The 25,580-nt window shown below is 27.2% G+C and carries 20 protein-coding genes and 1 tRNA gene; 9 read left to right on the forward strand and 12 right to left on the reverse strand.

From position 1 onward, the window contains the following. Positions 1-261: 261 nt before the first annotated feature. From pth to yihA, 5 genes are all read right to left on the reverse strand, one after another. Positions 262-825: an aminoacyl-tRNA hydrolase gene (gene pth / locus RI01_RS01360; protein WP_017192866.1), complete on the reverse strand. Its 564-nt coding sequence runs from the start codon at positions 823-825 to the stop codon at positions 262-264. A gap of 133 nt (positions 826-958) precedes the next feature. Further along, positions 959-3,748 (reverse strand): cation-translocating P-type ATPase, encoded by a 2,790-nt coding sequence (locus tag RI01_RS01365; protein ID WP_017192867.1) that lies wholly within the window; start codon positions 3,746-3,748, stop codon positions 959-961. Between the two features lie 124 nt (positions 3,749-3,872). Continuing rightward, complete coding sequence (locus RI01_RS01370) at positions 3,873-4,655, reverse strand: alpha/beta fold hydrolase (protein ID WP_017192868.1); 783 nt, start codon at positions 4,653-4,655, stop codon at positions 3,873-3,875. Between the two features lie 33 nt (positions 4,656-4,688). Further along, the gene (locus RI01_RS01375) at positions 4,689-7,277 is read right to left on the reverse strand and encodes a valine--tRNA ligase (protein ID WP_017192869.1); all 2,589 of its coding nucleotides are present in this window, start codon (positions 7,275-7,277) and stop codon (positions 4,689-4,691) included. A 122-nt stretch (positions 7,278-7,399) separates the two neighbouring features. Next, positions 7,400-7,987: a ribosome biogenesis GTP-binding protein YihA/YsxC gene (gene yihA / locus RI01_RS01380; protein WP_017192870.1), complete on the reverse strand. Its 588-nt coding sequence runs from the start codon at positions 7,985-7,987 to the stop codon at positions 7,400-7,402. Between the two features lie 570 nt (positions 7,988-8,557). On the opposite strand from yihA, the gene RI01_RS01390 reads away from it, so the two are divergent. The 5 genes from RI01_RS01390 (at position 8,558) to RI01_RS01410 (ending at position 13,431) form a co-directional block, all read left to right on the forward strand. Beyond that, positions 8,558-10,462, forward strand: a complete 1,905-nt coding sequence (locus RI01_RS01390; RefSeq protein ID WP_017192872.1) for a DEAD/DEAH box helicase — start codon at positions 8,558-8,560, stop codon at positions 10,460-10,462. Then, entirely contained in the window at positions 10,459-11,481 is a 1,023-nt protein-coding gene (plsX, locus tag RI01_RS01395) for a phosphate acyltransferase PlsX (protein WP_017192873.1), read from the forward strand. Before RI01_RS01390 ends, plsX begins: the two co-directional genes overlap by 4 nt. A 19-nt stretch (positions 11,482-11,500) precedes the next feature. Beyond that, positions 11,501-12,187, forward strand: a complete 687-nt coding sequence (rnc, locus tag RI01_RS01400) for a ribonuclease III (RefSeq protein WP_017192874.1) — start codon at positions 11,501-11,503, stop codon at positions 12,185-12,187. Continuing rightward, entirely contained in the window at positions 12,180-12,797 is a 618-nt protein-coding gene (locus RI01_RS01405; protein ID WP_017192875.1) for a DnaD domain protein, read from the forward strand. Before rnc ends, RI01_RS01405 begins: the two co-directional genes overlap by 8 nt. A gap of 103 nt (positions 12,798-12,900) precedes the next feature. Continuing rightward, entirely contained in the window at positions 12,901-13,431 is a 531-nt protein-coding gene (locus RI01_RS01410; RefSeq protein ID WP_017192876.1) for a hypothetical protein, read from the forward strand. Positions 13,432-13,491: 60 nt separating this feature from the next. Here the strand turns inward: RI01_RS01410 and RI01_RS01415 are convergent, their stop codons facing one another. From RI01_RS01415 to dnaX, 6 genes are all read right to left on the reverse strand, one after another. Next, complete coding sequence (locus tag RI01_RS01415) at positions 13,492-15,123, reverse strand: CTP synthase (protein WP_017192877.1); 1,632 nt, start codon at positions 15,121-15,123, stop codon at positions 13,492-13,494. A 32-nt stretch (positions 15,124-15,155) separates the two neighbouring features. Continuing rightward, positions 15,156-16,046, reverse strand: coding sequence for a phosphatidylserine decarboxylase (locus tag RI01_RS01420; protein WP_017192878.1), 891 nt, complete (start codon positions 16,044-16,046; stop codon positions 15,156-15,158). 16 nt (positions 16,047-16,062) lie between these two features. Beyond that, positions 16,063-16,767: a CDP-alcohol phosphatidyltransferase family protein gene (locus tag RI01_RS01425; protein WP_017192879.1), complete on the reverse strand. Its 705-nt coding sequence runs from the start codon at positions 16,765-16,767 to the stop codon at positions 16,063-16,065. Positions 16,768-16,849: 82 nt separating this feature from the next. After that, the gene (rpoE, locus tag RI01_RS01430; RefSeq protein WP_017192880.1) at positions 16,850-17,389 is read right to left on the reverse strand and encodes a DNA-directed RNA polymerase subunit delta; all 540 of its coding nucleotides are present in this window, start codon (positions 17,387-17,389) and stop codon (positions 16,850-16,852) included. 51 nt (positions 17,390-17,440) lie between these two features. Further along, the gene (locus RI01_RS01435; RefSeq protein WP_017192881.1) at positions 17,441-17,737 is read right to left on the reverse strand and encodes a YbaB/EbfC family nucleoid-associated protein; all 297 of its coding nucleotides are present in this window, start codon (positions 17,735-17,737) and stop codon (positions 17,441-17,443) included. Positions 17,738-17,749: 12 nt separating this feature from the next. Further along, a complete protein-coding gene (gene dnaX, locus RI01_RS01440; RefSeq protein ID WP_017192882.1) occupies positions 17,750-19,489 on the reverse strand; it encodes a DNA polymerase III subunit gamma/tau in 1,740 nt (579 codons plus the stop codon). Positions 19,490-20,026: 537 nt separating this feature from the next. Here dnaX and RI01_RS01445 point away from each other — a divergent pair. Further along, on the forward strand, positions 20,027-20,938 hold the full coding sequence (locus tag RI01_RS01445; RefSeq protein ID WP_017192883.1) for a hypothetical protein: 912 nt from the start codon (positions 20,027-20,029) through the stop codon (positions 20,936-20,938). A 209-nt stretch (positions 20,939-21,147) separates the two neighbouring features. Here the strand turns inward: RI01_RS01445 and RI01_RS01450 are convergent. Next, a tRNA-Ser gene (locus RI01_RS01450) sits at positions 21,148-21,238 on the reverse strand. A gap of 365 nt (positions 21,239-21,603) precedes the next feature. Here RI01_RS01450 and RI01_RS01455 point away from each other — a divergent pair. The 3 genes from RI01_RS01455 to plsY all read left to right on the forward strand — a co-directional run bounded on the left by RI01_RS01455 (position 21,604) and on the right by plsY (position 24,670). After that, positions 21,604-22,305 (forward strand): hypothetical protein, encoded by a 702-nt coding sequence (locus RI01_RS01455; protein ID WP_017192884.1) that lies wholly within the window; start codon positions 21,604-21,606, stop codon positions 22,303-22,305. A 191-nt stretch (positions 22,306-22,496) separates the two neighbouring features. Beyond that, positions 22,497-23,876 (forward strand): 2-hydroxycarboxylate transporter family protein, encoded by a 1,380-nt coding sequence (locus RI01_RS01460; RefSeq protein ID WP_017192885.1) that lies wholly within the window; start codon positions 22,497-22,499, stop codon positions 23,874-23,876. Between the two features lie 119 nt (positions 23,877-23,995). Beyond that, positions 23,996-24,670: a glycerol-3-phosphate 1-O-acyltransferase PlsY gene (gene plsY / locus RI01_RS01465; RefSeq protein ID WP_017192886.1), complete on the forward strand. Its 675-nt coding sequence runs from the start codon at positions 23,996-23,998 to the stop codon at positions 24,668-24,670. Positions 24,671-25,580 lie beyond the last annotated feature (910 nt).

Genomic DNA, 25,580 nt, shown 5'->3' on the forward strand with positions numbered 1-25,580 from the left:
AAAAATTTAATTAATTTATTAAACGTTAAAAGTTGATTTCATTTCATCTAAAAGCTTTACTTTTTAACATTTTTCTATCGCAAAAAATTAATTCATTTTTAAACATTTGCAACATTATTTATTTTATCAAAATTATCATCTTTTTAACAATTTTTTTATCAAAAAATAACATCTTTTTTTCTTAAGAAAGAAAGGCGCCTGAAAAGCGCATAATCACTCTTTTAACTTGTTTTTTAAAAGAAGAAAATCATCATTTCTTTCTTAAACAAGAGTGTTCATTAAATTAGTAAAAGGATAACCTTGGATAAAATTGCTAATTAACTTTTTAAACAAAGGAAAATTATTTGTAATTTGTTTTTGTGTTTGGGTATTTAAACGGTTTAAAACATATTGTTCTAAGGGAATACGAGAATCAAGACCAACTCCTATTCTTAATCTTTTAAATTCCTTAGAATGTAGCATATCTATAATATTTCTTAAACCATTATGACCACCATGACCGCCTTTATATTTGAGCTTAAAAGTGCCTGGCTCTAAATTGATATCATCAACGAGCACTAAAACATCATCCTTAGGGATATTATATTTCAACATCAGTTGTTTGATGGCTTTGCCTGAAAAATTCATATAAGTTTGCGGTTGAACTAACAAAATGGTTTCTTGTTCTAATTGAAGATGAGAAACGATACTTGATAGCTCTTTTTTAGTAGTTAAAATGTTTTTTTTCCATTCTTTTTCTAAATAATTAATTAACATAAAACCTATATTATGAGGGGTTAATTCAAACATTTTTCCCGGATTTCCTAAACCTACAATTAGCTTCATTCGCTCTCCCTTTTTTCTTATTTGTTTTCATCGTTTTCAAATTAAATAATAACATTTAAAACCTTTAAAATGTAAAAAAATAACAAAAAAACAGATAAAAGTTTTTTTGTTATTTCATGGTTAAAAAGCTTAATTATTTGGTCTCAGCTGGTTTTTTTGTTATTAATGATTTTTTTCTTAAAGTATCAAAACCTAACATAACCACTATTGGTAAAAGTAAGTATAAATAATCTATAAATCTTATCGGTTTAGTTTTGAAAAAGGAATTCAAAAACCCTATATTTTGAGAAATTAACACAAATAAGAATAACTCGGAGATAATTCCCACGTATAAAAGTTTATTTTTCTTGTTGTAACTTTCCCAAAAATATAATTTATCCGAACGACAAGCAAAAGCATTGCCTACTTGAGCAAAAATAACTGCTCCGAAAGCCATTGTGGACGCATAAATGAAATCTGCTTGTTCAGAAATATCTTTAAAAGCTATTCCGTGATTGCTGAAAAATTGGTAACCGCCAAAAACTAAGAAAAAGACTAATGCTAATACACCTTCTACAATTCCTAAAAAGCCATAACTTCTTTTTAATATTTTTTTGTCTAATAAATGGTCATTTTCTGTACGAGGTTTGTGATCTAATAAATCTTTTTCGGGTTCTTCAGCACCTAAAGCAATAGCAGGTACTAAGTCCGTTAATAAATCAATAGCTAAAATCTGCATAACAGTTAAATACAGAGGCACTTTAAATAAAGTCATCACGATAATAGGGAAAATTTGAGGAATGTTTGAGGATAAAACATAAGTCATGAATTTTTTAATATTAGAATAGATTCCTCTAGATTCTAAAACTGCTTTAGGAATGGTGGAGAAATTATCATCTAATAAAATCATATCCGCTGCATTACGAGCGACATCTTTACCAGATTTACCCATTGCAATACCAATATGAGCGGCTTTCATAGCCAAAATATCATTCACTCCATCGCCTATAGCACCCACTATTTCATCATTGGCGCGATAAGCTTCAACAATTCTTAATTTGTGTTTAGGAGTTGTTCGGGAAAATAAAACAGGAACTCTTGTTTTTAAAGAATCTTGCAATTCTTCTTGCGACATTTTTTCTAATTGATTACCATCAATATTGATATATTCTTCTTCGATAATACCTACTTGTTTAGCGATAGAAATAGCTGTAGAACCGTAATCTCCAGTGATAACAGTGATTTTTAAACCAGCTTTTAATAAATCTTTTACTGCGCCTTTAACTTCAATTTTTGGAGGATCGAAATTAACAGCGAATCCTAAGAAGACCATATTAGTTTCTTCTAAAGAACCGTCTTCAATTTTTTTATAAGCGATAGCTAAAATACGATAACCTTGGTTAGATAATTCTTCGTTTCTTTCGTAAAAGAATTCTTTTTCTGCTTCAGAAAAAGAGCTTACTTGGTTATTCTTATATTGAGCATTACACTCTTTTAATAAAACACTTGGAGCACCTTTAACAAATAAATATTTGCTACCAATATCATATTTTTCTTGTGCCACATTCGTCGCTAAAACACTCATTTTTTTAGTTTCCGAAGAGAAAGGAGTAGTTTTTTCAACTGTAAAATTTTGACGTACTTCATCGATAGAAAGCCCGTATTTACTAGCGGCAACTAATAAAGAACCTTCGGTAGGGTTACCTACTACTTGATAATCGTCTTTATTTTTCTCATCATCAATTAAGTTCGCTTCTGAAGCCATAATAGAAGCAATAAATATTTTTTTCAAGACTTTATCGTCTGTTGCTTGATTTAAATTTTTGATTTGTCCTTCTTTTTTTAAACCATTACCAGCAATATCGACATAACCGCCCGGAAAGACAATTTTTTTACAAGTTAATTGGTTTTCCGTTAAAGTTCCTGTTTTATCGGTACAAATAACTGTAGCGGAGCTTAATGTTTCCACTGAGTATAATTGTTTAATTAAAGCGTTTTGTTTCGACATTCTTTGGGTTCCGATAGCTAAACTTAAGTTGATAGTCGGCAATAATCCTTCAGGAATGTTCGCCACTAACATACTTAAAGCCACTACAATAGCGCCACTTAAAGCCTTGCCCCAAGAATTATCAGCTTTAAAACGCCATAAACATACACAAAAGACTACTAAAGCTAATAAAGAAGCGATAAAACTAATTTTTTTAACTACTCTGTGAATTTCTTTTTCTAAAGTAGATAATCCTTTATCGATGTTTTCGGATAAAACAGATACTTTCCCTATTTGAGTGTTTTCTCCAATAGAATAAACAACTGCTTTAGCGCTACCTTCAGAAACTGTTGTACCTGCATAAACTAAATTAGGCATTTCAGCGGCAACACATTCATCTTGCATGTTAGGATTAGCTGTTCTATTTAAGGGGATCGTTTCGCCTGATAACATGGAGTTATCAACGAAAAAATTATTAGCTTGCACTATCCTTAAATCAGCAGGAATAGTAGCCCCTACTTCTAAAAAAATTAAATCTCCGATAGTTAAATCGATAACATCTATCACTTCTATTTGATTATTGCGATAAACTTGGATTTTTTTAGGCATCATATCACTTAAAGAAGACAAAATTTTTTCTGCTTTGCTTTCTTGTAAAAAAGCGAAAATACCGTTAACAATGACAACTAAGAAAATAGATAATCCGATTTGCCATTCGCGAATTAAAAAAGCTAAAGTGCCTGATATCCACAATAAAATAGCGAACATGGAGGTAAATTGTTTAATAATTTGTTTCAAAACATTAAAATTTTTAGCGGATTTAATATCATTTGACCCGTATAAAAGTTTTCTTTTCTGTACTTCGTTATCATCTAATCCTGTTGGTGAGGTTTGAAAGTGTTTAAACACTTCTTCTTGTGATAATTTACTGATTTGCAAAATATCGTTATTGTTCATAAATTCCCTTACTCTTTTTTTAACTTGTTTAAAAAAACAATTTTAATATATTCAAAATATATTTATATCATCCATTTTAACAAAATAAATATCTTTTTTAAAAAAAATAGTTTCTTCAAAGGTATTATCGCCAATACCTTTGATCTAGCCATAAAACTGTATCGTCAAACGCTTTGGTTGCTTCTATATCGTGAAATAAATTATGATAAGACTTTTGATATAGAATTAATTTTTTATCTTTAGAAGGTACTTTTTCAAATAAAAAAGAACCATTTTTAAAAGAAATAATTTTATCTTGGATACTGTATAAAAACAAAACAGAACCCACATAAAAAGATAATCTTTTTTGTAAATATTGAGGACTTAAAACTAATAAATTTCTCATTAAACGCGGAGTAACATATTCTAAATGATAAGGGAAATAACCCTTATATATAGGTTTATGAGCAATTTTATTAGATAAAAAATTAAGTTTCCTTAGTTTAAAATTAAACCAATAAAAAGGGTATTTTAAATGTTTATTATTCAGTGCATGAGCGGGAGCAGAACTAATAATAGAACCGTTAACTTCGCCGTATTTTACCATATAAGCGTTAGTAATGATTCCGCCCATACTATGACCGATTAAAAAAATTTTTAAAGAAGATTTTTTTTTAATTTCCTTAACAAGAGAAGCCAGATCATCGACCAAAACATGAAAATTATTCACATCACCTCTTGAACCACCGCTTTTTCCGTGTCCTCTAACATCGTATAAAATAACGTTATAACCGGCTTGACATAAAAAGTCAGCTAAAGGGAGATAATCTTGTGAACTTTCACCTAATCCATGAGTAATAATAATATTAGCTTTCGGATTAGGAACTTTTTTAAAATTAATATAAAAAAAATTTTTATTAATAAACATATCAACCTTTTTCAAGAAAAAGAAAGGTTATGATTAACCTTCTTGATCTTTATTTTTAATTAATTTTTCATATTGACTTAAATATTTTTTATATTTTTCTTGTTCTTCTTGGATTTTAACTTTACTAGCTTTTTCTAAAAAGGAGGAATTATTTAAAATCTTTTCACTTCTTTGAATTTCGCTTAAAAGTTTTTTTAACAATTGTGGCGATTGATTATCAGATTGATTTTTTTTCAAAGCTTGCAAGTCTTTTTTAAAAATGAAAATATATGTATCTTTGTCAAAAAACAACCATTCGTATTGTTCTTGTTTTAATTTATGGGTTGTTTTAATCTCAGAAGCCATTAAAAAATTCTTTAAAACAGGCTTAATAGTGTTTATTTCGAATAGTTTTTCTATAGGAGCTTCTATATATAAAGATAATAAAGTATTTTTGGTTATTTTATAATTTTGTCTAAATTGACGCATTTTCACAATTAAATTTTTAAAAATTAAGAAATAGAAATCATCAGAGGAATAATTAACTGCATTAATTTGTGGCAATTGTTCGTTAATAATAGGTTGCGCAAAAGCAAATTCTTCATAAATAGCATCAGTTACAAAAGGAATGAAAGGATGTAGCAATTGTAAAGTGATTTTTAAAATATAAAGAGCGAACTTTTGGGAATTTAAAGATACCTCTCGATCGTACTCTTTTAAAACAATTTTTAAAAATTCTAAATGCCAATTGGCTAAATCTTCCCAAGCAAAATTATACAACATACTTCCTACAATGTTAAATTCGTATTTATCGTATAAATGGTTTGTTTCTTCCATTAAACGCGATAATTGCGATAATAAAAATTTTTCCGGCATTAATAACGTTTCAACGTTAAAATCGGTTTGATCTGTATTAATGTTTAATTTAATAAAACGACTAATGTTCCAAATTTTATTAATAAAGTTCCAACTGGACGCTATTTTAGTTTCGTTATATAATAAATCCGCACCTGGGGAAGAATTAGTGGTTAAAAACCATCTTAAAGCGTCTGTACCGTATTTATCAATGATATCTATCGGATCTACGCCGTTTCCTTTAGATTTAGACATTTTTTGCCCTTGAGAATCTCTTATTAAACCATGCAACAAAACATCTTTAAAAGGTATTTTTTCAATTAAATTCATACTTTGTAAAGCCATTTTAGAAACCCAAAAGGTTAAAATATCATAACCAGTTACTAAAACGTCAACAGGAAAACGTCTTTGGAATAACTCTACGTTATTATCAGGCCATCCTAACGTACATAAAGGCCATAAAGCGGAAGAAAACCAAGTATCTAAAACATCTGGATCTCTTTGAAAACCATCGCCTGGATCTTGCGATTGGACCTTAATTTCATCGCCTTTATACCACACAGGCAAAGAATGTCCCCACCATAATTGACGAGAAATACACCAATCTTCTAAATTTTCTAACCAATTGTTAAAAGTTTTTAAAAAACGTTTAGGAAAGAAGTTAATTTGGTGTTCTTGTAAAACAGATTGCGAAATAGCTTTAGTTTTTAAAAACCATTGTAATGATAACCTTGGTTCAATAACAACACCAGAAATGCTTGAAAAGCCGACTGAATGGGTATAATCCTCTATTTTAGACACTAATTTTTTCGCAGTTAATTTTTGAATTAATTGTTCACGACAATCAAAACGATCCATTTTATCGTATTCTTGCGCTAATTCGTTCATAGTTCCGTTAGGATTAATACAAGAAACTATTTGTAAATCATGTCTTTGAGCGATTTGGAAATCGTTCACTTCGTGAGCTGGAGTTACTTTTAAAACGCCTGTCCCAAAATCCTTTTCCACATAATTATCAGCGATAATAGGTATTTTTGTGTTCGTTCCAGGAACTACCACTTTTTGACCGATTAAATGTTGATATCTTTCGTCATCATGATGAACGGTTAAAGCTTGATCTGCAAAAATAGTTTCCGGCCTTGTAGTCGCCACTTCTACATAATTAGCATTATCATCGGCTAAATAATATCTTAAATAGTATAATTTACCCTCTACTTCTTGATAATTAACTTCAACTTCAGAAATCGTAGATTGAGCAAAAGGGTCCCAATTGATAATTTTATAATCACGATAAATTAATTTTTTGTCGTAAAGTTCAATAAAAACTTTTTCTACTGCTTGGCTAAAATCTTTATCTAAAGTAAATTTTTCGTAATCATAATCAAGATGAAGACTTAGACGCTTCCATTGAGTATGAATATTTTGTGTATATTCATCTTTCCATAAGGCAGCATATTTTAAAAAGATTTCTTTTGTTAGGTTTTGTTCAGCAAAACCTTCTTCTTTTAATTTTTGTTTGATTTTGCTTTGAGTTGCTATACCGGCATGATCCATTCCCGGTAAAAAAAGGACGTCAAAACCCAACATTTTTTTTCTTCTGATAATGATATCTTGTAAAGTATTATTCCAAGCGTGACCTAAATGTAGTTTGCCCGTAATATTCGGAGGCGGAATAACAATAGTGAAAGGTGTTTTATCGGAGTTATTTTGTGTTTTAAAATAGCCTTTTTCTAACCATTTAACATATCTTTTATTTTCTACTAATTTAAAATTATATTTTTGTTCCATATTTTTCTTAATCCTAATTTTTTAGCTTTAACACACTAAAAAATATTTTATCTTTAGTTCATAATAATTATTATCTTATACCGAAAAGTATCAGATTTAATAAAAAAATAAAAAATAATGAATTATGTATTTATTTTATCATAAATAAAATTAACTATTTCATTTAAACCATCTTTATTTTTGCAAGAAAGCAAAAACATAGGAATATTTTCTTCAGGCGTACCAAATTCTTTTTTGATTCTTTGCATTTGATTAATAACTTGATTTTTCAACACTTTATCTTTTTTATTTAAAATTAAAAAAACCGATAAATTATATTCTCTTAAATTATGATAAATATCTAAATCCATCTTTGTAGGACCCACTTTAAAATCAATAATTTGAAAAATAATTTTAACAAAATGGTTGTTTTGTAAAAAAATATTAATCATAGGGAAAACGCTTTGTTTAAAAGTTTTATTTCTTTTAGAATAACCATAACCTGGCGAATCAACTAAATAAAAAGAATCATTTAATAAAAAATAATTAATAGTGGTTGTTTTACCAGGCGTTTTAGAAAATAAAGCCAATTTTTTTTTATTCGTTAAAGCGTTGATAAAAGAACTTTTGCCAACATTACTGCGACCCATTAAAAAAACTTCTGATAAACGGGAGGTGGGACAGTCAATAGGGTCTTGAATACTTTTAATAAAAATAGATTTTTTAATCATTTTTTTCCTCAATATATTTCCTATATAGTGTTTTTAATGAAAAAAACTCATAAAAAATATTTATATTTTTTCCAATTTAAAAAGGATGGTTTTTTTTATTTATTATTCTATAATGTATTTATTTCTTTCCATCAGTTGATATAAAAATAATTTTCTTATTTTTTTCATTTTCATGACTTATCTTAACAATGTTATTATATTATAATTGATATTTAATAATATAAACAAATTAATTCGTTTACAATCATCTCCTTTTTTATAACAGTAAAAATAAATAATAATTATTTTTCAAACAAATATTCTCTATTTGGCCTTTCTATTTTATACTCCTTTCGATAAATAAAATATTTTTTTAAAAAAACAAAAAACCATTAGACCGCAATTATTTGAAATATGTTATAATTAAGAAGATGAATAATATTTAATAATATGAGAATAATTTTTTAACGTTATTAAAATAGTTTTAATTAATTAATGTTGATTAGTTAAAGATATCGTCATATTGGCAGTTTTTATAAAACAAAGAAATAATAAAAATAAGATTTAAGGTGTATTTGAGGTTTTTCCAAAATGAATTCTAACTTAAACCAAATGTTTGTAAAATCTAATTTATACCATAAATTAGTTCAAAATGATATCAACACTTTAAAAGAATTGATTTTTTATAAACCTAAAAAATATCAAAATTTCCTTTTATCTAATATGAACCAAGCGATAGATAAAGAAATAATTAATGTTATAGGAAAAATTGTTAGCGAACCTATTTTATCTAAAGACGATTCTGATAAAAAAAGACTTAATTTTCAAATCTTAATCCATGATAATGTAGTTTTCGATGTTGTTCTTTTTAATAAATTTTATTTAGCCAATTTCTTAAAGATAAATAAAAATGTTTTTATTAAAGGTAAATATAATTTATATAATAAAAGCATTATTGCTTCGTTAATTTCTTTTGATTTAAAAAACAAAAATAAAATAAAGCCTGTGTATGGTATTAAAAATATTACTGATCATTCTATCACCACTTTTTTAAAAAATATTTTTAACAAACCGCAATTAAAAATCAAAGAAAATTTAAGTCCTCTTTTTTTAAAAAAATACAATTTAATTGATAGAAAAGAAGCTTTAATGAATCTTCATTTGCCCAAAAGCCAACAATTACTTCATAAAACTTTAAAACGTTTTAAGCATGAAGAAGCCTTAAATATAGCACAAAAATTATTTGAAGAAAAACAGAAACTTCCTTTTAAAAAACCTTTAAATTATGGTAATCATTATATTAAAATAATGATGCAAAGAATCCCTTTTTCTTTAACTGATAACCAAAAAAAAATAGTCAAAGATATTTACAGCGATTTAAAACAAAATTATCCCACTAAAAGGTTAATTCAAGGCGATGTTGGTTCAGGAAAAACTATTACTGTTTTTTTAGCCGCTATTGCAGTCATTAGCGCCAAAAAACAAGTTTTAATGATGGTTCCAACAGAAATTTTAGCTAAACAACATTATTTAAATTTTACTAAATTATTTCCTGAAATTAAGACTATTTTTATCACTTCTAAAAGTAAAAAGAAAAAAACTTTACAAAAAGCTATTTATAATAATGAATATCAAATGGTTATTGGTACTCATTTGCTGGCGAATACAGAATTTCATGATTTAAGGTTGATTATCATTGATGAGACTCATAAGTTCGGGACCGATGTGAAAGATAAAACTTCCTTTCAAAATCTTCAAGCAGATGTTTTATATTTAACAGCGACCCCAATTCCTAAAACTTTAGCGGTCATGTATTTTGGTTTATTAAAAACTTCTTTATTAACAGAACCTCCTTATGTTAAAAAAAGTATTATTACCGAAAGATTCCCTTTCGAAAAAATCGTTCCTTTATTAAGAGACAATCAAGCTAAAAACGAACAAACTTATATAGTAGTTCCGGCTATTAAACAAAATGCTAAAAAATTCAATATTGAAACCATAACTTCTTTTTTAGAAGAAGAGAAAATTAAACATCTTTATGTTTTACATGGTCAAAAAAATAACCAAAAACAAGAAGAAATTATGGCGGGTTTTGTGAAAAATCCTCAAGGAATTTTATTAGCTACTACTATTGTTGAAGTAGGAATTGATGTTCCTAACGCAACAACTATTGTTATTTTAGGAGCCGATCATTTTGGTTTAAGTCAATTACACCAATTAAGAGGAAGAGTAGGGCGAAATGAAAAACAAAATTATTGTTTTTTAGTCCCTGAAAATCCAGCAGATAACCAACGTTTAAATATTTTAGAACAAGAAAGTAATGGTTTTAAATTAAGCGAATTTGATTTAAAAAATAGAGGTCCTGGTGATTTTGTAGGTAAAAAACAAAGTGGTTATTTAAAATATCATTTTTTAAATGTAGCGACAGATTTTAAAATTATTTCTCAAGTGCAAAAAGATTTTGAAAATTTAGAAAATAAAAAGAGGTTATTATGATTAAAATAGCAGTCGACGCTATGGGAGGCGATTTCGCTCCTGATTCTATTATAAAAGGTAGTTTAAAAGCGTTATCCGAAGAAAGAGATTTGTATCTTTATTTATATGGTGATAAACCGCAAATTCAAAAATTTTTACAAAAACATATTTCTTCTGAATTGCCTGAAACTTTACAAGAAAGATTGAGCATTATCCATACACCTCATTATTTAGATATGGGTGTTAAAAACATGAGAGAAGAAATTAGAGATAATTCGCAACATTCTATGTTTTTAGCTTTGCAAGCGGCTAAAAATAATAAAGTAGATGGTGTTGTTTCTGCCGGGCCTACACAAGCTTTAATTTTAGCCAGTTATTTAATTATCGGCACTATTCAACCTATGAAAAGAATCGCTTTAGCTATCATTTTCCCTTCTTTAGATGGTAGAACAAGAATTTTATTAGACGCTGGAGCTAATATCGAAATTAAAGCTGAAAATCTGTTATTATTCGCTATCGCTGCTTCTATTGTGGCTCAAGAATTATTCCATATCGAAACTCCCATTGTTAAAATGTTAAATATTGGTTCGGAACCGAATAAAGGGAGAATTTTAGAAATGGAGACTTTTGATTTATTAGAAAAAACTCCTCATGTTTTATTTAAAGGGAACGAAGAACCGCAAAATATTTTATACTCTGAGGCGGATATTTTATTAAGTGACGGTTTCACCTCCAATATGATTGTTAAAACATATAAAGGCATTTTTGGCACCTTAATGAAAAACATAAAAAACGTTTTAACAGAAAATTGGTTCAAAAAAATTATTAGTAAATTACTTTTTCAAAAAAAACTTCAAAACATTAAAAAAAAATTAGATAGCAAAGAAATTGGAGGAGCGATGATTTTAGGTTTAAACAAAATTGTTGTTAAAGCTCAAGGCAACTCCGATTATTATTCTTTTTATAATGCTATTTTAAAAGCGAAAAAATTAATAGAAAAAGATTTTTTAACAAAACTTTCTCAAAAAATAAAACATTGAGATCACATAAGGAAACATTATGTCTATTAAACAGTTATTTAAAAGATTAAATATCAAACCCAAAAATATTTCTTTATACATTAACGCTTTAACTCATAGTTCGTACGCTAATGAGAATAACGCCCAACACAATAATAACGAAAGATTAGAGTTTTTAGGCGATTCGGTCATTAATTTCTTCATGGCTAGTTATTTATATAAAAAAAATAAAGACGATGAAGGAGCCATGACCAAAAAAAGATCTCAAGCAGTTTGTGTAGATTCTTTATTGATTTACGCTGAAGAAATTCAATTAAAAAAATATATTTATTTAGGTAAAGGAGAGAAAAAAAGATCCGTTCATAATTATTCTATTGTAGCAGACGCTTTTGAGGCTTTATTCGGCGCTATTTATTTAGATTTAGGTTTTGAACAAGCACAAAAAACCTTTTATCACGTTGTTTTGCCTTGTTTAAATAAAATCATTAATATTATTGATTTTAAAACTCAACTACAAGAATTAGTCCAAACAAGAAAACAAAATATTACTTATAAAATCATTTCTGAAAAAGGTTTAGCTCACGAAAAGGAATTTGTGTCAGAAGTATATTTAGGCAAAGAATGGTTAGGAAAAGGTAATGGTAAAACCAAAAAAGCGGCCGAACAACAAGCTGCTAAAAAGGCTTTGACCAAGGTTTCTAAAGGAGGTATTTTAAAAAATGATTAAAATGTTATATGAAGAAGGTTTTTTAAATATAGAAAAAATTTTAATCCGTGAATTTAAAAAACTCCATTTAGAAATACAAGAATTAAGTGTTTTACTTTTTTTATTTGATTCTTATGAAAAAAAAATCTTTTCGTCCTCTTTTTTAGCTAAAAAAGCGAACCTTTCTAAAAACGAACTAGAATCTATTTTAGAAATATTAAGACAAAAAAATTTTTTTTCCATCCTACAAGATAAAAAAGATAATAAGATTATAGAAATCTTTAATTTAGATAATACTTTTGTTAAAATACAACAATTATATAAAGAGAAAGAAGCTAAAAGTACTGAAAAAAAACAAAAACACAATATTTCTGAAACTATTGAAAATTTAGAAACTTTAAAAGGCAGACTTTTAACTGGAAACGAATTAGAAATCGTGAAAAGTTGGTATTTAGAACAAAATTATACCCACGACAATATTACCCAAATAATCCTTCAAGCTAGTTTAAATAAAAAAGATTCTCTCAATTATATTGAAAGAATTTTAAGCCAAACAAATCATGTAAAAATCGAAAATGACGATCAAGCTGATCAAATACTACATAAAATTTTTAAACAAATTAAAAAATAATGCATTATTATAACTTTATATAAAAAAATATGTTATAATTAAAATCGGTATTGGATCTTTATTGAAGATTTAATAATGAAAAAAAAGGAGATAATAAAATATTATGGCAGCAATGGATAAGCAAAATAAACAAAGTTATTTAAAAACTAAAAATGGCAAAATAGTTCTTGGCGTTGTTAGTGCAGTTATAGTACTTTTAACAGCAGTTGGTGTTTGGTTCTTAATGAAAAATTCACCTTCTAAAACAATTAAAAACTTAGACAACAATTTAGTCTCTAAATGGGACACTGTTTACACAGATGCAATAGACAAAGCGAAACAAGAAAATAGCGATGATAAAAAAGCAGCAGCATTGAAAAAAGTTGTTAAAACGTTAAGAACATATTACAAAGATATGGACTATTTAACTAACGAAGAAAAAAACAAAAAACCTGAAGATGCAACTAAAAAAACAGCTTACGAGGCAGCTCAAACAGCAGCTCAAACAGTTAAAGTAGCATTAGATGAAGCTGATGGGGTTACTACTAAAGACGCTGCAGCAGTAGCATCTCTTAGCAAAGCTTTAGAAAAAGTTACAAAAGAAATATGTAACACAGTAGTTGCTCAATCTAAAATAGCTTACGGATTAAAATAATTTTTAAAAAAATTAATATTTTTTAAATACACAATAAAAAGTTCCAATAAAGGAACTTTTTTATTGTGTATTTTTATTTGTATTGTATTTAATAGCAAAATTAATAAAATCTTTAAATAAAGGATGTGGTTTCAGAGGACGAGATAAAAATTCTGGATGAAATTGAACCCCTACAAACCAAAAGTGATTTTTTAATTCCACTATTTCAGGGATTTTTTCTTCTTGATTAAAACCAGAAACATTGAAATAAGGATCTTTATCAAAAAGAGGAAGATATTCTAAATTCATTTCATAGCGATGACGATGTCTTTCGTTAATTACTTCTTTTTGATAAATGGCATAAATTCTACTATCTTTTTTTAATTCTGAAGGATAAAGGCCTAATCTTAAAGAACCGCCTAATTGTGTATTATATATTTTTTGAGTAATAACGGGATAAGGCGTTTTAGGATCTACTTCTGAGGAATTGGCTTGTTCTAATTTTAAAACATTACGAGCGTATTCTATCACCGCTATTTGCATGCCGAAACAAATGCCGAAAAAAGGGATATCATTTTCACGAGCGTATTTAACGGCTTTAATTTTCCCTTCAACCGCTCTAAAACCAAAACCACCAGGCACTAAAATACCATCACAAGTATTTAACTGTTTTTGGATATTATCATTAGTTAAATATTCCGCATCAATCCATTTAATTTCAATTTTCACATCATGAGCGTATGAAGCATGTTTCAAAGACTCTTCGATAGATAAATAAGCATCATGAAAATCGATATATTTTCCTACTAAACCAATAGTGATTATACGTTTTAAATGTTCTATTTTATGGATTAATTGTTTCCACTGAGATAAATCAGAAGCAGGAACATTTTTAATTTGGAAATGGTATAAAATAAAATCATCTATTTTTTGTTCGTGTAAATTAAGAATAATTTTATATAAAATATCAACATCTGTGTTATCAAAAATAGCGTTTTCTTGAACATCACATAAAATAGATATTTTTTCCTTCATTTCTGGAGTGATTATTTTTTCACTTCTTAAAATTAAAATTTGTGGTTGTATTCCTAAAGATCTTAATTCTTTCACACTGTGTTGAGTAGGTTTAGTTTTCGTTTCGTTGGAAGATTTTAAATAAGGAATTAAAGTATTGTGTAAATAAAGGACATTATGAAAGCCTAAATCATAACGCATTTGTCTAATAGATTCTAAAAAAGGTAAAGACTCAATATCGCCAACAGTTCCACCTATTTCAATGATAATAATATCATAATCAGCGTTTTGAGCGATAGTTAAAATTCTATGCTTAATTTCGTTAGTAATGTGAGGAATGACTTGAATAGTTTTACCTAAATATTCCCCTTTTCTTTCTTTATTAATTACAGATTGGTATATTTGTCCTGTAGTGACGTTAGATTCTCTTGATAAGTTTTCATCTAAAAACCTTTCATAATGACCTAAATCTAAATCTGTTTCAGCTCCATCATTAGTAACAAAAACTTCCCCATGTTGATTAGGGCTCATAGTGCCTGAATCAACGTTAATGTAAGGATCAAATTTTTTCACAAACACTTTTAAACCGCGTTGTTTTAAAATTTGACCAATAGACGAAGCGATAATACCCTTGCCTAAACCAGAAACTACTCCACCCGTCACGAAAATAAATTTAGGTTGTTTTTTAGTTTTATTCATCTTTTTTCCTTCTTCCTATGGGAGAAAAACAATTAGATCACATCCAACATTTGCTCTATTTTATGCCCAATTGTTTCACCGATATTAATTTTAGTTTCAGCGTTATTTCTCGTATTGTTTAAAATATCTTGATCAAAAGCAACTTTATTCGGTTTAATCAATAAAACTACGGTAGAACCCCCAAAAGAAAAAAAACCTTTTTCTTGACCTTTAACAAACTTACTGATTTCATGATTGTTGATTTTACCAACCATCATAGCGCCGACTTCTATTTGCACTACTTGACCAAAATTATGAGTATGTAAAATATTATATTCTCTAGTATTTTCTTGTAGAAAGTTAAATTGTTTAAAAGCTATAGGGTTCACTGTATGAAATTTACCCTTGATTTTAACCGTTTTTAGGCCTAATAAACCATCATCTATAAAAATATAACGATGATAATCATTAGCTTTTAACCTAAAAATCACTAATTGACCATCTAAATATTCTGAAGCCAATTTATCATCTTTTAATAAATCACTTAAATGATAATTAACATTTTTAATAGTGTATACGCTATTATGATAAATAGGAAAAATACTAACTAGCCCTTCACAAGGGCTAATGAAAGTTGTTTCCTTTCTATCAAAAGACAGATGTTTATATTTGCGCGTAAAAAAATCATTATAAGAACGAAATTTTTTCTTTTCGAATAAATCCAAATCTATATTATATTCTTTGATTGTTTTAGAGATGTGAATTTTAGACAAAAAGGTTTTAAAATATAAACTAGCTAAATAAGTCACAAATTTGGAAACAAGAATTTTTAAAAACAATCTTTTCCAAAAGTTCTTTTCAATATTAGAATACAAAAATGTTTGTTGTTTGCTAGTAATCTTGTCCTCTAAAACATTCCCTTTTTTATCAACTATTTTTTTCATCTAAAACGACCTTTAATCATTTTTTGAGACACATTTCTAAGTATAACAAAATCAAAATCAACATTAAAAATAACGCAATTAAAAAGAAATATAAAATATTTTTTTGTTTTTTAAATTTAATTTTATTATAAACAAATAAAAAAGAAAATAACATGAGGAAAAAGAGATATATTAAAGGTGATAACCACCACTGAATATCCTTAAAACCTTTCCACAATTTACCTAATTGTAAGTAAATTAAAATTAAAACAGGGAACAGAACTGAGGAAAAAGTAACCGGAACGCCGATAAAAACTTTAGAATTTAATTCTTTATTTTCCTCCGTTAAAACGTTAAAATAAGCTAATCTAATTAAAGCTGCTAAAACGTATAAACTACCAAAAAAGATAAAAGTGAATGTTAAAGGTTTATAAAAAGTAGATTCCGAAGGAGCCACTTGTTTCAATAAAGAATAACCTATCGCTACTGGCAAAACGCCGAAACTAACTAAATCAGCTAAAGAATCAATTTGTACACCATATCTTTTTTCCAAAAGAGAACGGTTTTTTTTACTACGACTAACTATGCCATCAAAAATATCGCAAATTCCTGATATTAACAAAAAAACAGAAGCTAAGCCGATTTTTTTTTCTATAAAAACAACTAAACTGACGCCAATAAAGCCGCTTAGTAAATTTAAATAAGTTAAATATACAGTATAATCGTATATACCTAAGAACATTTTTTTAACTCCGCTTACTTGATAATACAACTTGTTGTTTTTTGTATTAGTATTTTTTTAAATGATCATATGGGGGAATATTTTATTTATCGTATAAATAATCATATTCATCATTGATATCGTCTTCTTTGTCATCATCATCACTCACAGAATTTAAATCCACTTGAGGTTTTTTGATATCATTATCTAAATGCTCTTCTGAATCAATATCTAACGCTTCTTCTACTTCTTCTTCTTGCTCATCGCTATCTTCATCATGACTATCATCATTTTTAGGTTTTAAGGTAAAATCTTCAAAATCTAAAATTTTATGATCGATATTTGTTTGTTCTTCATCATCTTTATCGTCTTTTTCAGCGTAATACTCTTTATCCCATAAATGTAGATTGTCCGCTTTAACGCGCCAAAGATCTTGACCATTAAAAACAAAAAGACCGCTTAAAACAATATCTAAATATAGTTGAGAAACTTTCTCCACATCAGTGAAATCTAATTGTTTAATTTGGAAAACTTGTTCCATTAATTGATAAATAGGTATAGATGTTTTATTTTGTTGTAAAATTTGATAAGAAATATCAACCATTGAATTATTAGGGTCGATTAGGTTCTTTTTGCCCTTCATTATAAATTGTTGTCCTCTTTCTAAGAAAATGATTAAAAGATAATAAAATTATCAAAAAGTGAATTCTAAATTTTTAGAAGCTTTATTAATGACTTCTCTTGAAGAATCTTCTACTTGTTTTAAAACTTCGTTAAAAGATAATAAAATGCTTTCTTGCAGAATATCTAAATTTTGAAGAGCTTGAGTATTTTTAATACGAACATCAACAACTTGTTTAGTTCCTTGCATCACTATTATAACATCTCCTATTGTAGCAATAAATTCTTTGGATTCTAATGTTTTTTGCTCTTTTTGAATAGTTTCTTGCATTTTTCTTAATTTATCAAACATATTAGTATTAATATTCATTTTCACTCCTTATTATATCTTAATTTTTACTTTATCAAAACCAAAATATTCTCTAGCTAGTTTAATTAGTTCTAATTCATTTTGTTCTATTTTGACAAGGGAATTTTGTTCATAAAAACTATTATCTAAATGAGATAAATCAAAATCCATCGGATTATTAGTTTTTTGATATTTATCATAAGCCACTTTGATCACTTCATCCCAATGTTTTGGCAAAATAACAAAATAATCATTAATAATATTTTTTTTAGAGTTAAAAAGTTTCTTAATGTTTTTTTTAACATTAACATTTAATAAATTCTTATAATTATTCATATCCGAACAAGCTAGCAGCATTTCTTTGTTACGTCCAATCATCAACAATTTAGTTTCTGATAAAACTTTGGCAGAGACTTCTAACTCTAAATTGTCAGAATAAGTTTTTAAATTAGCCCATCTTTTGTTTAAAAGAGTGGTTATTTTATCATCTGGATTAAGCAGAATTTTTTTAATATGTTTTATTAAATTATTTTCTAATTCTACCGTTTCTTCTGAAACAATTGCCTTTTTTTTAGCCAGATAAGATTTTTTAGGTTCTTTTTTAGCGTAAGGAAGGTCGTTATTAGAATATGAAGCATTATTGTTCCGATTATGATTGTTCACCACTGTATTAGTATTTTTGGCAGTGATAGAAGTCTTTTTGATAGTTATATTTTTGCCAAAAAACAGATTATGTATTTTAATGAAGTTTAAAATTAAAGAATTTTTTTTAGTAGGGAAATGGATAATATTTTGTTTTAAAGTTAACAAGATTTCAAAAAATTCATTCCTTTTAGAATTGGTTAACAAACGGAATAAATTTGTATTTTCTTGAGGATTAGTCACATGTTCTAATAATAATTTTTGAAAAAAATCAATTAAATCATCTAAAAAAGGTAAAATTTGCACATTAGGTTTCAAAATTAATTCTAAAAAAGCGATCATTTGGCTGATGTCTGGTTGAACCAAAGATTCAGCTAATTGGTTTATTTTACTTTCTGAAATAACTCCTAACATTTTTTCAACATCTTTTTTTTCAATCAAGTTAGTTGTATAAGAACTGATTTTATCTAATAAATTTAAAGCATCTCGCACGCTTCCGTCTGAATAGGCTGCTATAGTGGTTAAAGCTTCATCAGTAATTAAAATTTTTTCTTCCTCCACAATAGGGTTTAATTTAGTTTTAATTTCTTCATCGGTCAAATTCGGTAAATGAAAATGTTGAGTTCGGGAAAGAATGGTTTTAGGAATTTTAGCTAATTCACTAGTTATTAAAACTAAAACAACGTTCAATGGGGGTTCTTCCAATAACTTCAATAAAGCGTTAAAAGCATTGCTAGATAAGACATGAACTTCATCAATAATATAAACTTTATATTTTAATAAATGAGGTTTATATTGAACTGTGTCTTTTAATTCTCTAATTTCATCTACACCATTATAAGAAGCACCATCAATTTCAATCACATCTAAATTTGCTTTTTGGTGGACCACTAAACAAGATTCACATTCATTACAACAATCTTGTCCTTGATGATTTTGACAGTTAACGGCTTTAGCTAAAATTTTAGCCAAAGTGGTTTTACCTACGCCCTTATTGCCGCTTAACAAATAACAATGATGAATTTTTTGCAATTTGATAGCGTTTTTTAAAGTTTTAATAACAACTTCTTGACCTACCATCCCATTAAAATTTTTAGGCCTATGTTTACGATATAAAGCTAAATAAGACATACAAAATAAATCCTTTTTCTTATAAATTCATTCTTTTATATTATATTCTGCCAAGAGGTTTTATGGAAGGGAGACGCCTAAAACTTTAACTAAATAAAGAATAAAAAAATTTTTATTTGACTACAAATAAAATCACGTCTTAATATTTTACCATATGAAAAGCCTTTTTTTCTAATGCGGTGCGTCTTTTTCTTCATTTTTCTGTTTTTCAAATTTTTTTACCGAGAAAAAGAACAATTTGAAAAAAGAAAAAATTTCTTTTAAGGCTTTTGAGAAAGTCTAAAAAAATGTGGTTTTTTTACCTTTTGACAAAGAGGCCTTTTTTCAGTTCAAAACGGAATAAAAAGTTTAAATTTTGCCGAAATTAGGTTGATTTAATGAACCAAACAAACGCTAAATATCACACAAATATTTAAATTTTCCTAATTTAAATATGATAAAATTACTTATGTAATGAATAAATATTTTATTCATTTATTATAAAATGAAGATGTATTTTAATAAATCTAATAGAAAGGGTTTTTAAATAAAATACAAATGTTTTCGCAAAATAAAAATTATTTATCTAAATTTTTACAATTAACAGGGATTTTGTCAGTTTTCCTATTAATATTCTTCTCTCATAATAAGGTGTTTGGAGTTGACAAAAAAACTCCGCTTATCAAAGAGCAGATTTTAGAAATAAAAAATAAAGACCAACAAAAAGCCGATATCAAAGCCAAAGCTGACGCTTTATTGCAAGAAATATCAACTTTTGAAACAGAAATCCAAAAAATCTTTACTACTGCCAATATAGAAGAGTTAAGACAACTTTTTGAAGAAATGCCTTTCGATAGTTTATCAACCGAAATAACTAATAAATTAGCGACACAAAACATTACGCCAGCTGATAAAACTATTTTGAAAAATATGCAACAATTGGTGAAAAACATAAAAGATCAAAAACAGAATTATTTAAATGATGCTTTAGTTTTAAACAAAATAGATGAAAAAACTTTGGAAGAAGTTAAAACGGCGTTTTACAACATAATGGAACAAACTGAATTATTAGAAACCAATATGAAAAGTTTAGAAACTAAAAAAACAGAATTGACGGCTGCTAATAAATTAAGTGATACCAATATCAATAATTTAAAAAATAAAATACATGTTTTTGTCACTAAAAATCATTCTTTTGAATTGCAAGTTAAAAAAACGCAATTAACCAAAATCGAAACAGATTATCAAAAACTAAAAGAAACTGAAACATCCGAAACAAGCGATCAAAAAACCGCTGAAACATCAAAAACAGCTGCCACAACGAAAAAAAGCACTACAAAAAATGATGATAAAGAAAAAAGCATCAACACTTTCCAAATCATAATTATAGGTGTTTTTATCGCTATAATGATTTCAGCGATTATTGTTTTGATTTTACAACAAATTAAAAAAACTCAATCTAAAAGATAATAGGTTTCTTATAAATAATAAACTTCTTTAATAAAAAAACATCTTTATATCTAAATAAAGATGTTTTTTTATTAAACGATAATAATATATAATTTTATTTAATTAAGCAAAAGATAAATCAATTCTGGCTAAATATTATATTATTGGAAAAAATAAAACTATTTAACAAATGCTTAAGTAAAAAAATATCATCAAAATTTTTTTATAATTGGCGGAGCAGAAGGGATTCGAACCCTTGCACCAAAAATTGGTCTACGTCCTTAGCAGGGACGCCTCTTATAACCACTTGAGTACTACTCCATCTGAAACATTTTTTTCCATCATTAATCAATCGAATCATTTCCTTTTTTTTAGAAATTTATTTAAAGATTATTAGACAAAAACATTATAACAAAATATATATTAAAAAAACATATTTATTGACTTTTTAGTAATTCATTGCGTAACTGAATTCAATAAAAAAGATTTTTATATCATGATTATCGAATATTAGAAACATTTATTGATAGAATAATCATTCTAGAAGAGGTCTTATATGTTAAAATAAAAAAGACATAAATGTAATAATTCACTTAAAACACAAGCATAATTGTGTTTATGCAATCACTCCCATAAACAATGCTTTCTTTCACGCTTCATATATTCGCATCAAAGGAAAAAATAATATGACTAAAAAAATAGATTTAAAAAAAATAACTTTAGGAGCTAATTTAATAGCCATGGCTTTTATATTAGCTCAAATTAACCAAAAGTTTCTTTCAGGCAGTTTATTTAGTTTTAAAAAAATGCCGATTGTAGACGCTCAATTATGGGTTTTTTGGCACTTTCCTTTATTCGTTTTAATGTTTTTATTTAGTTTTAAATATGCTTTAACTTTTTTATTGATTTACTTATTTTTTGATGGAGTTTTTTATTCCTCATTTCAATACTTACAAATCTATAATACTTATCAAACTTTATTTGTAGACGAAAGTGCTGTTATTTTCAAAAATATTATCTTTGGGACTTTTATACCTATTTTAGCATATCTTTTTCTATCTTTTCTAAAAATAGACGAAAAAAATTATCAAAAAATGTTACTAGTTTTCATTATTATTATCATCATTCAAAGTATTTCTCGCACAATTAACGGTTATGCGTGGCTAACCATTATTAAAACAAATTTACCTACTCATGAAGGTCTTTTTGCGAACTTGATAAACGCTTTTTTTAATGGTGGCACAACTAAATCTTGGTTTATTTTATGGTTTTTAAATCTGATTCCCGTGATTACTTCCAATGTGATCAACTTAGTGGTCTTTTTATTATTTAGAAATAAAATACAAACTATTTATCAACAATTTAATTTCAACGAAAAACATAGTTAATCATCAGATAGAAAAATTTTTTTAGCAAATAAATGAAACACAACAAGCATTTTTTCGGTTAATAAAAGGTTTTTTTAACAAAGGATGTTTATTAATGACTTTTTCTTGTTATAAACTTTTCTCAATAAAATATAATTATAAGTGTTCATGTATTAACATTTTAATAAATAAGAAAGAAGGAAACATTTTTTATGAATGAAAAAAATAATAAAAAGAAAATAGAGATTTTTGGCTTTCACCCTTTATTGTTTTTAAGTTTTGTTGTAATAATGATTTTAAATATCGTTTATATGAAAATAGATCCAGAAAATAAAAAATTATGGCATCCTTTATTAACACCTTTATTTATTGCTATGGTGTTAGGGATTGGTTTAAATTATATTGGTTATAAAACGCCTTTTTTAAACAAATTAGGCTTTGGTTTTTTACTTTCTATATTAGTACCATCTTTTTTAATTTATCAAAAAATAATACCAAAAAACATAGCTGATAATTTTGATAAAGCTTTTTTCAATAAACCAGGTGCGAATGATGGTTTAGGGATTAATTTTTCACAATTCTTTATCACTATCGTTATCTCCGGCAGTCTTTTAAGCGTGGATAGAGATTTATTAAAAAGATCTTTAATCAAGTTTATTCCGATCACTTTAATCGCTATTATCTTTGCTTTTGTTGTTAGTGGTTTTTTAGGTTATTTAGTGGATTTTCAACCAGATGTTATTTTCTTAAAGAAATCTCAAGGCAGTTTCTGGGATAGTATTTTCTTTGTGTTTGTGCCTTTAACTAACGGAGGGACTAACTTAGGTATTGGTGGTTTTTCCAATGGTATTTATAAAGACGCTTTTAAAGGATCAGCAGAGGCAAGTCAAATTAGAAGTGTTCTTTTAGCACCTTTAATTTTAGCCCGTGTTTTAAGTATTTTCTTCGCTGGTTTATTATTCGTTTTATTCGATAAAACTAAATACAGCGGCAAAGGTTCTTTAGGACAAAAAAAGATTGGCCATTCTCATAAGTCTATCAAATCACCTTTAGAACATAAACAAATAGGTATGGGGTTGTTAATCATTTTCGCTCTTTATAATTTAGGCAATATGATTAACCAAGTTTTATGTAGTTATTTAGACGCAATGGTATATGTTATTATCATTTTATTAGTTATTAAAATTTTTGATTTATTGTCTGATAAGTATCAAAATTCTGTGTCCCAAGCTGGAAAATTCATGTCTATTAATTTTACAGGTCCTGTTTTAGCCGGTTTAGGTTTAACTACTAATTTTGCCAATTTAATAAATACTTTAAAAACACCTAGTGTTGTATTAATCGTTGTTGCTTCCTTAACAGTCGCTGCGATAACAACTTTTATTTTAGCCCAATCATTAGGTTTTTACCCTCTAGAATTATCTTTAACTGCTGGACTTTGCTCGCACAGCGTCGGCGGAACGGGCAATTTAGGAGTAATGGCTATTAGTCATCGAGAAGATTTATTGCCTTTTGCGACTATAGCGACTCGTGTAGTTGGTCCTCTAGTATATATCGTATCCACCTTCGGTTTTAAATATTTATATATGTAACCTAATCTGGTTTTAGACCAATTTACAAATTATATGTTTAACTTTTTATTATTTGTTAATTAACAAATATTTATGAAATTGTTATAATATAAATAAAAGAAAGTTTGAAAAATAAAAACATGAATATATCGAATATAATTATTATCGTAAGTATTTTTTTATTGTCTTATACAATAGGCTCTATTCCGGTAGGCTTATTGGTAGGAACAATTTTTAAAAACAAAGACATTAGTACTTTAGGTTCAAAAAATATTGGTTCTTCGAATGTAACTAGAGTATTAGGTTTTAAATTAGGTTTACTAACTTTTATTTTAGATTTTTTAAAAGGTTTTTTACCTATTTTTTTCGTTAAACATTTAACGAAAAATGATATTATTCCTGAGAAAATCAATGATTTTAGAGTCTATTTCGGTATGGCTGCTGTTTTAGGACATATGTTTTCTATTTTCAACAAATTTAAGGGCGGAAAAGCTATCGCTAGTTCGGTCGGTTTTATCACAAGCATTAATTACCTAGTGGGTTTATTAGGGATCTTATCTTTTGTTATTATAATAAGATTTAGCGGGTACGCCTCTTTATCGTCTCTTATAGCCGCTTCTTTAGTAAATGTCGGCTTATGGATTCATACTGGCATTGAGCTTTCGAGGGAAAAGGAACCTCCGCAAACTCTTATGGAATTATATTTTATCTTTACCACCACAATTATTATTTTTTTAAAACATTACAAAAATATTATTAATTTGCTAGAAGGAAAAGAAAATAAATTTAATTTCAAAAGAAAAAAAACTCAATAATGTTAACATTTTTTCCACCATATACAGAATAAAAGCTAAATTGTTTTTCCAAAGAACAATTTAGCTTTTATTTTCGGGTTTATACATCTATAAGAGTTGATAAAAGAAAAGAAGGATACTTGATAAAAACGATTTACATATGATAATAAAAAATGCCTAAACTATTTCTTTTATCAAGAAAAGGTTTAGGTAAAATATTTTTATATCGATTGGTTAAACTAACTTCATTAAAAATGTGAGTTCTAAAAAGGGTTTTTAACAGAAGAAACATTATTCCTTCCGGGAGCCGAAGAAAATAATATTCATCATCATCGTTACCATCGGTGTTTATTTGCAAATTGCTGATAGTTTCTGGCTTTATTAGAAGAGCCTACAAAATAATTATTAATTTTTGAAGGCAAAAACTTTTTACTTTGGTCTTTTGCTAAAATCGTACCAACTTTTTTCATTTGTTTTATTTTCTTATTAATTTTTACCTTTGCCTATTATATTGTCTTCTAAAATGGTGCCAGGTCTGACAAAAGGATGAGTAAGATTTATTTTTTCAACAACTACGTTATAATTATTTTTATCGGGAAAGATTAGATGCGTTTCAGGATTGCTCCCTATTACAAACTAGCTCTCCAAACCACGGAACGAGCAAGTTTCCAAGTATTCCGCGGTTATATAATTTTTCTAGTTTTTGACGATTTTATTTAATTTATTTATATTAGGATAAATTATTTTGTTTTTGTGTTTTCCCTAACCAACTAAAAATCGTGATAGATTCAACGAGTTTGGCTATTGCTAGTTATTACGTTGAGTCCCACACGCCACCGTACGAATAATTGAACTGTTCCAAAACTTTAGACACTTTTTATTTTTTAAAAATTCTTTAAGGCTAACTATTAAGTTAGTCTTTTTTTCTTTT

Source organism: Italian clover phyllody phytoplasma str. MA1 (assembly GCF_000300695.1).
Taxonomy (GTDB): Bacteria; Bacillota_I; Bacilli_A; order Acholeplasmatales; family Acholeplasmataceae; genus Phytoplasma.

Coding starts and splice junctions, on each gene's coding strand:
- pth (WP_017192866.1), bottom strand. CDS start 825: ATGAAGCTAATTGTAGGTTTAGGAAATCCGGGAAAAATGTTTGAATTA.
- RI01_RS01365 (WP_017192867.1), bottom strand. CDS start 3,748: ATGAACAATAACGATATTTTGCAAATCAGTAAATTATCACAAGAAGAA.
- RI01_RS01370 (WP_017192868.1), bottom strand. CDS start 4,655: ATGTTTATTAATAAAAATTTTTTTTATATTAATTTTAAAAAAGTTCCT.
- RI01_RS01375 (WP_017192869.1), bottom strand. CDS start 7,277: ATGGAACAAAAATATAATTTTAAATTAGTAGAAAATAAAAGATATGTT.
- yihA (WP_017192870.1), bottom strand. CDS start 7,987: ATGATTAAAAAATCTATTTTTATTAAAAGTATTCAAGACCCTATTGAC.
- RI01_RS01390 (WP_017192872.1), top strand. CDS start 8,558: ATGAATTCTAACTTAAACCAAATGTTTGTAAAATCTAATTTATACCAT.
- plsX (WP_017192873.1), top strand. CDS start 10,459: ATGATTAAAATAGCAGTCGACGCTATGGGAGGCGATTTCGCTCCTGAT.
- rnc (WP_017192874.1), top strand. CDS start 11,501: ATGTCTATTAAACAGTTATTTAAAAGATTAAATATCAAACCCAAAAAT.
- RI01_RS01405 (WP_017192875.1), top strand. CDS start 12,180: ATGATTAAAATGTTATATGAAGAAGGTTTTTTAAATATAGAAAAAATT.
- RI01_RS01410 (WP_017192876.1), top strand. CDS start 12,901: ATGGCAGCAATGGATAAGCAAAATAAACAAAGTTATTTAAAAACTAAA.
- RI01_RS01415 (WP_017192877.1), bottom strand. CDS start 15,123: ATGAATAAAACTAAAAAACAACCTAAATTTATTTTCGTGACGGGTGGA.
- RI01_RS01420 (WP_017192878.1), bottom strand. CDS start 16,046: ATGAAAAAAATAGTTGATAAAAAAGGGAATGTTTTAGAGGACAAGATT.
- RI01_RS01425 (WP_017192879.1), bottom strand. CDS start 16,767: ATGTTCTTAGGTATATACGATTATACTGTATATTTAACTTATTTAAAT.
- rpoE (WP_017192880.1), bottom strand. CDS start 17,389: ATGAAGGGCAAAAAGAACCTAATCGACCCTAATAATTCAATGGTTGAT.
- RI01_RS01435 (WP_017192881.1), bottom strand. CDS start 17,737: ATGAATATTAATACTAATATGTTTGATAAATTAAGAAAAATGCAAGAA.
- dnaX (WP_017192882.1), bottom strand. CDS start 19,489: ATGTCTTATTTAGCTTTATATCGTAAACATAGGCCTAAAAATTTTAAT.
- RI01_RS01445 (WP_017192883.1), top strand. CDS start 20,027: ATGTTTTCGCAAAATAAAAATTATTTATCTAAATTTTTACAATTAACA.
- RI01_RS01455 (WP_017192884.1), top strand. CDS start 21,604: ATGACTAAAAAAATAGATTTAAAAAAAATAACTTTAGGAGCTAATTTA.
- RI01_RS01460 (WP_017192885.1), top strand. CDS start 22,497: ATGAATGAAAAAAATAATAAAAAGAAAATAGAGATTTTTGGCTTTCAC.
- plsY (WP_017192886.1), top strand. CDS start 23,996: ATGAATATATCGAATATAATTATTATCGTAAGTATTTTTTTATTGTCT.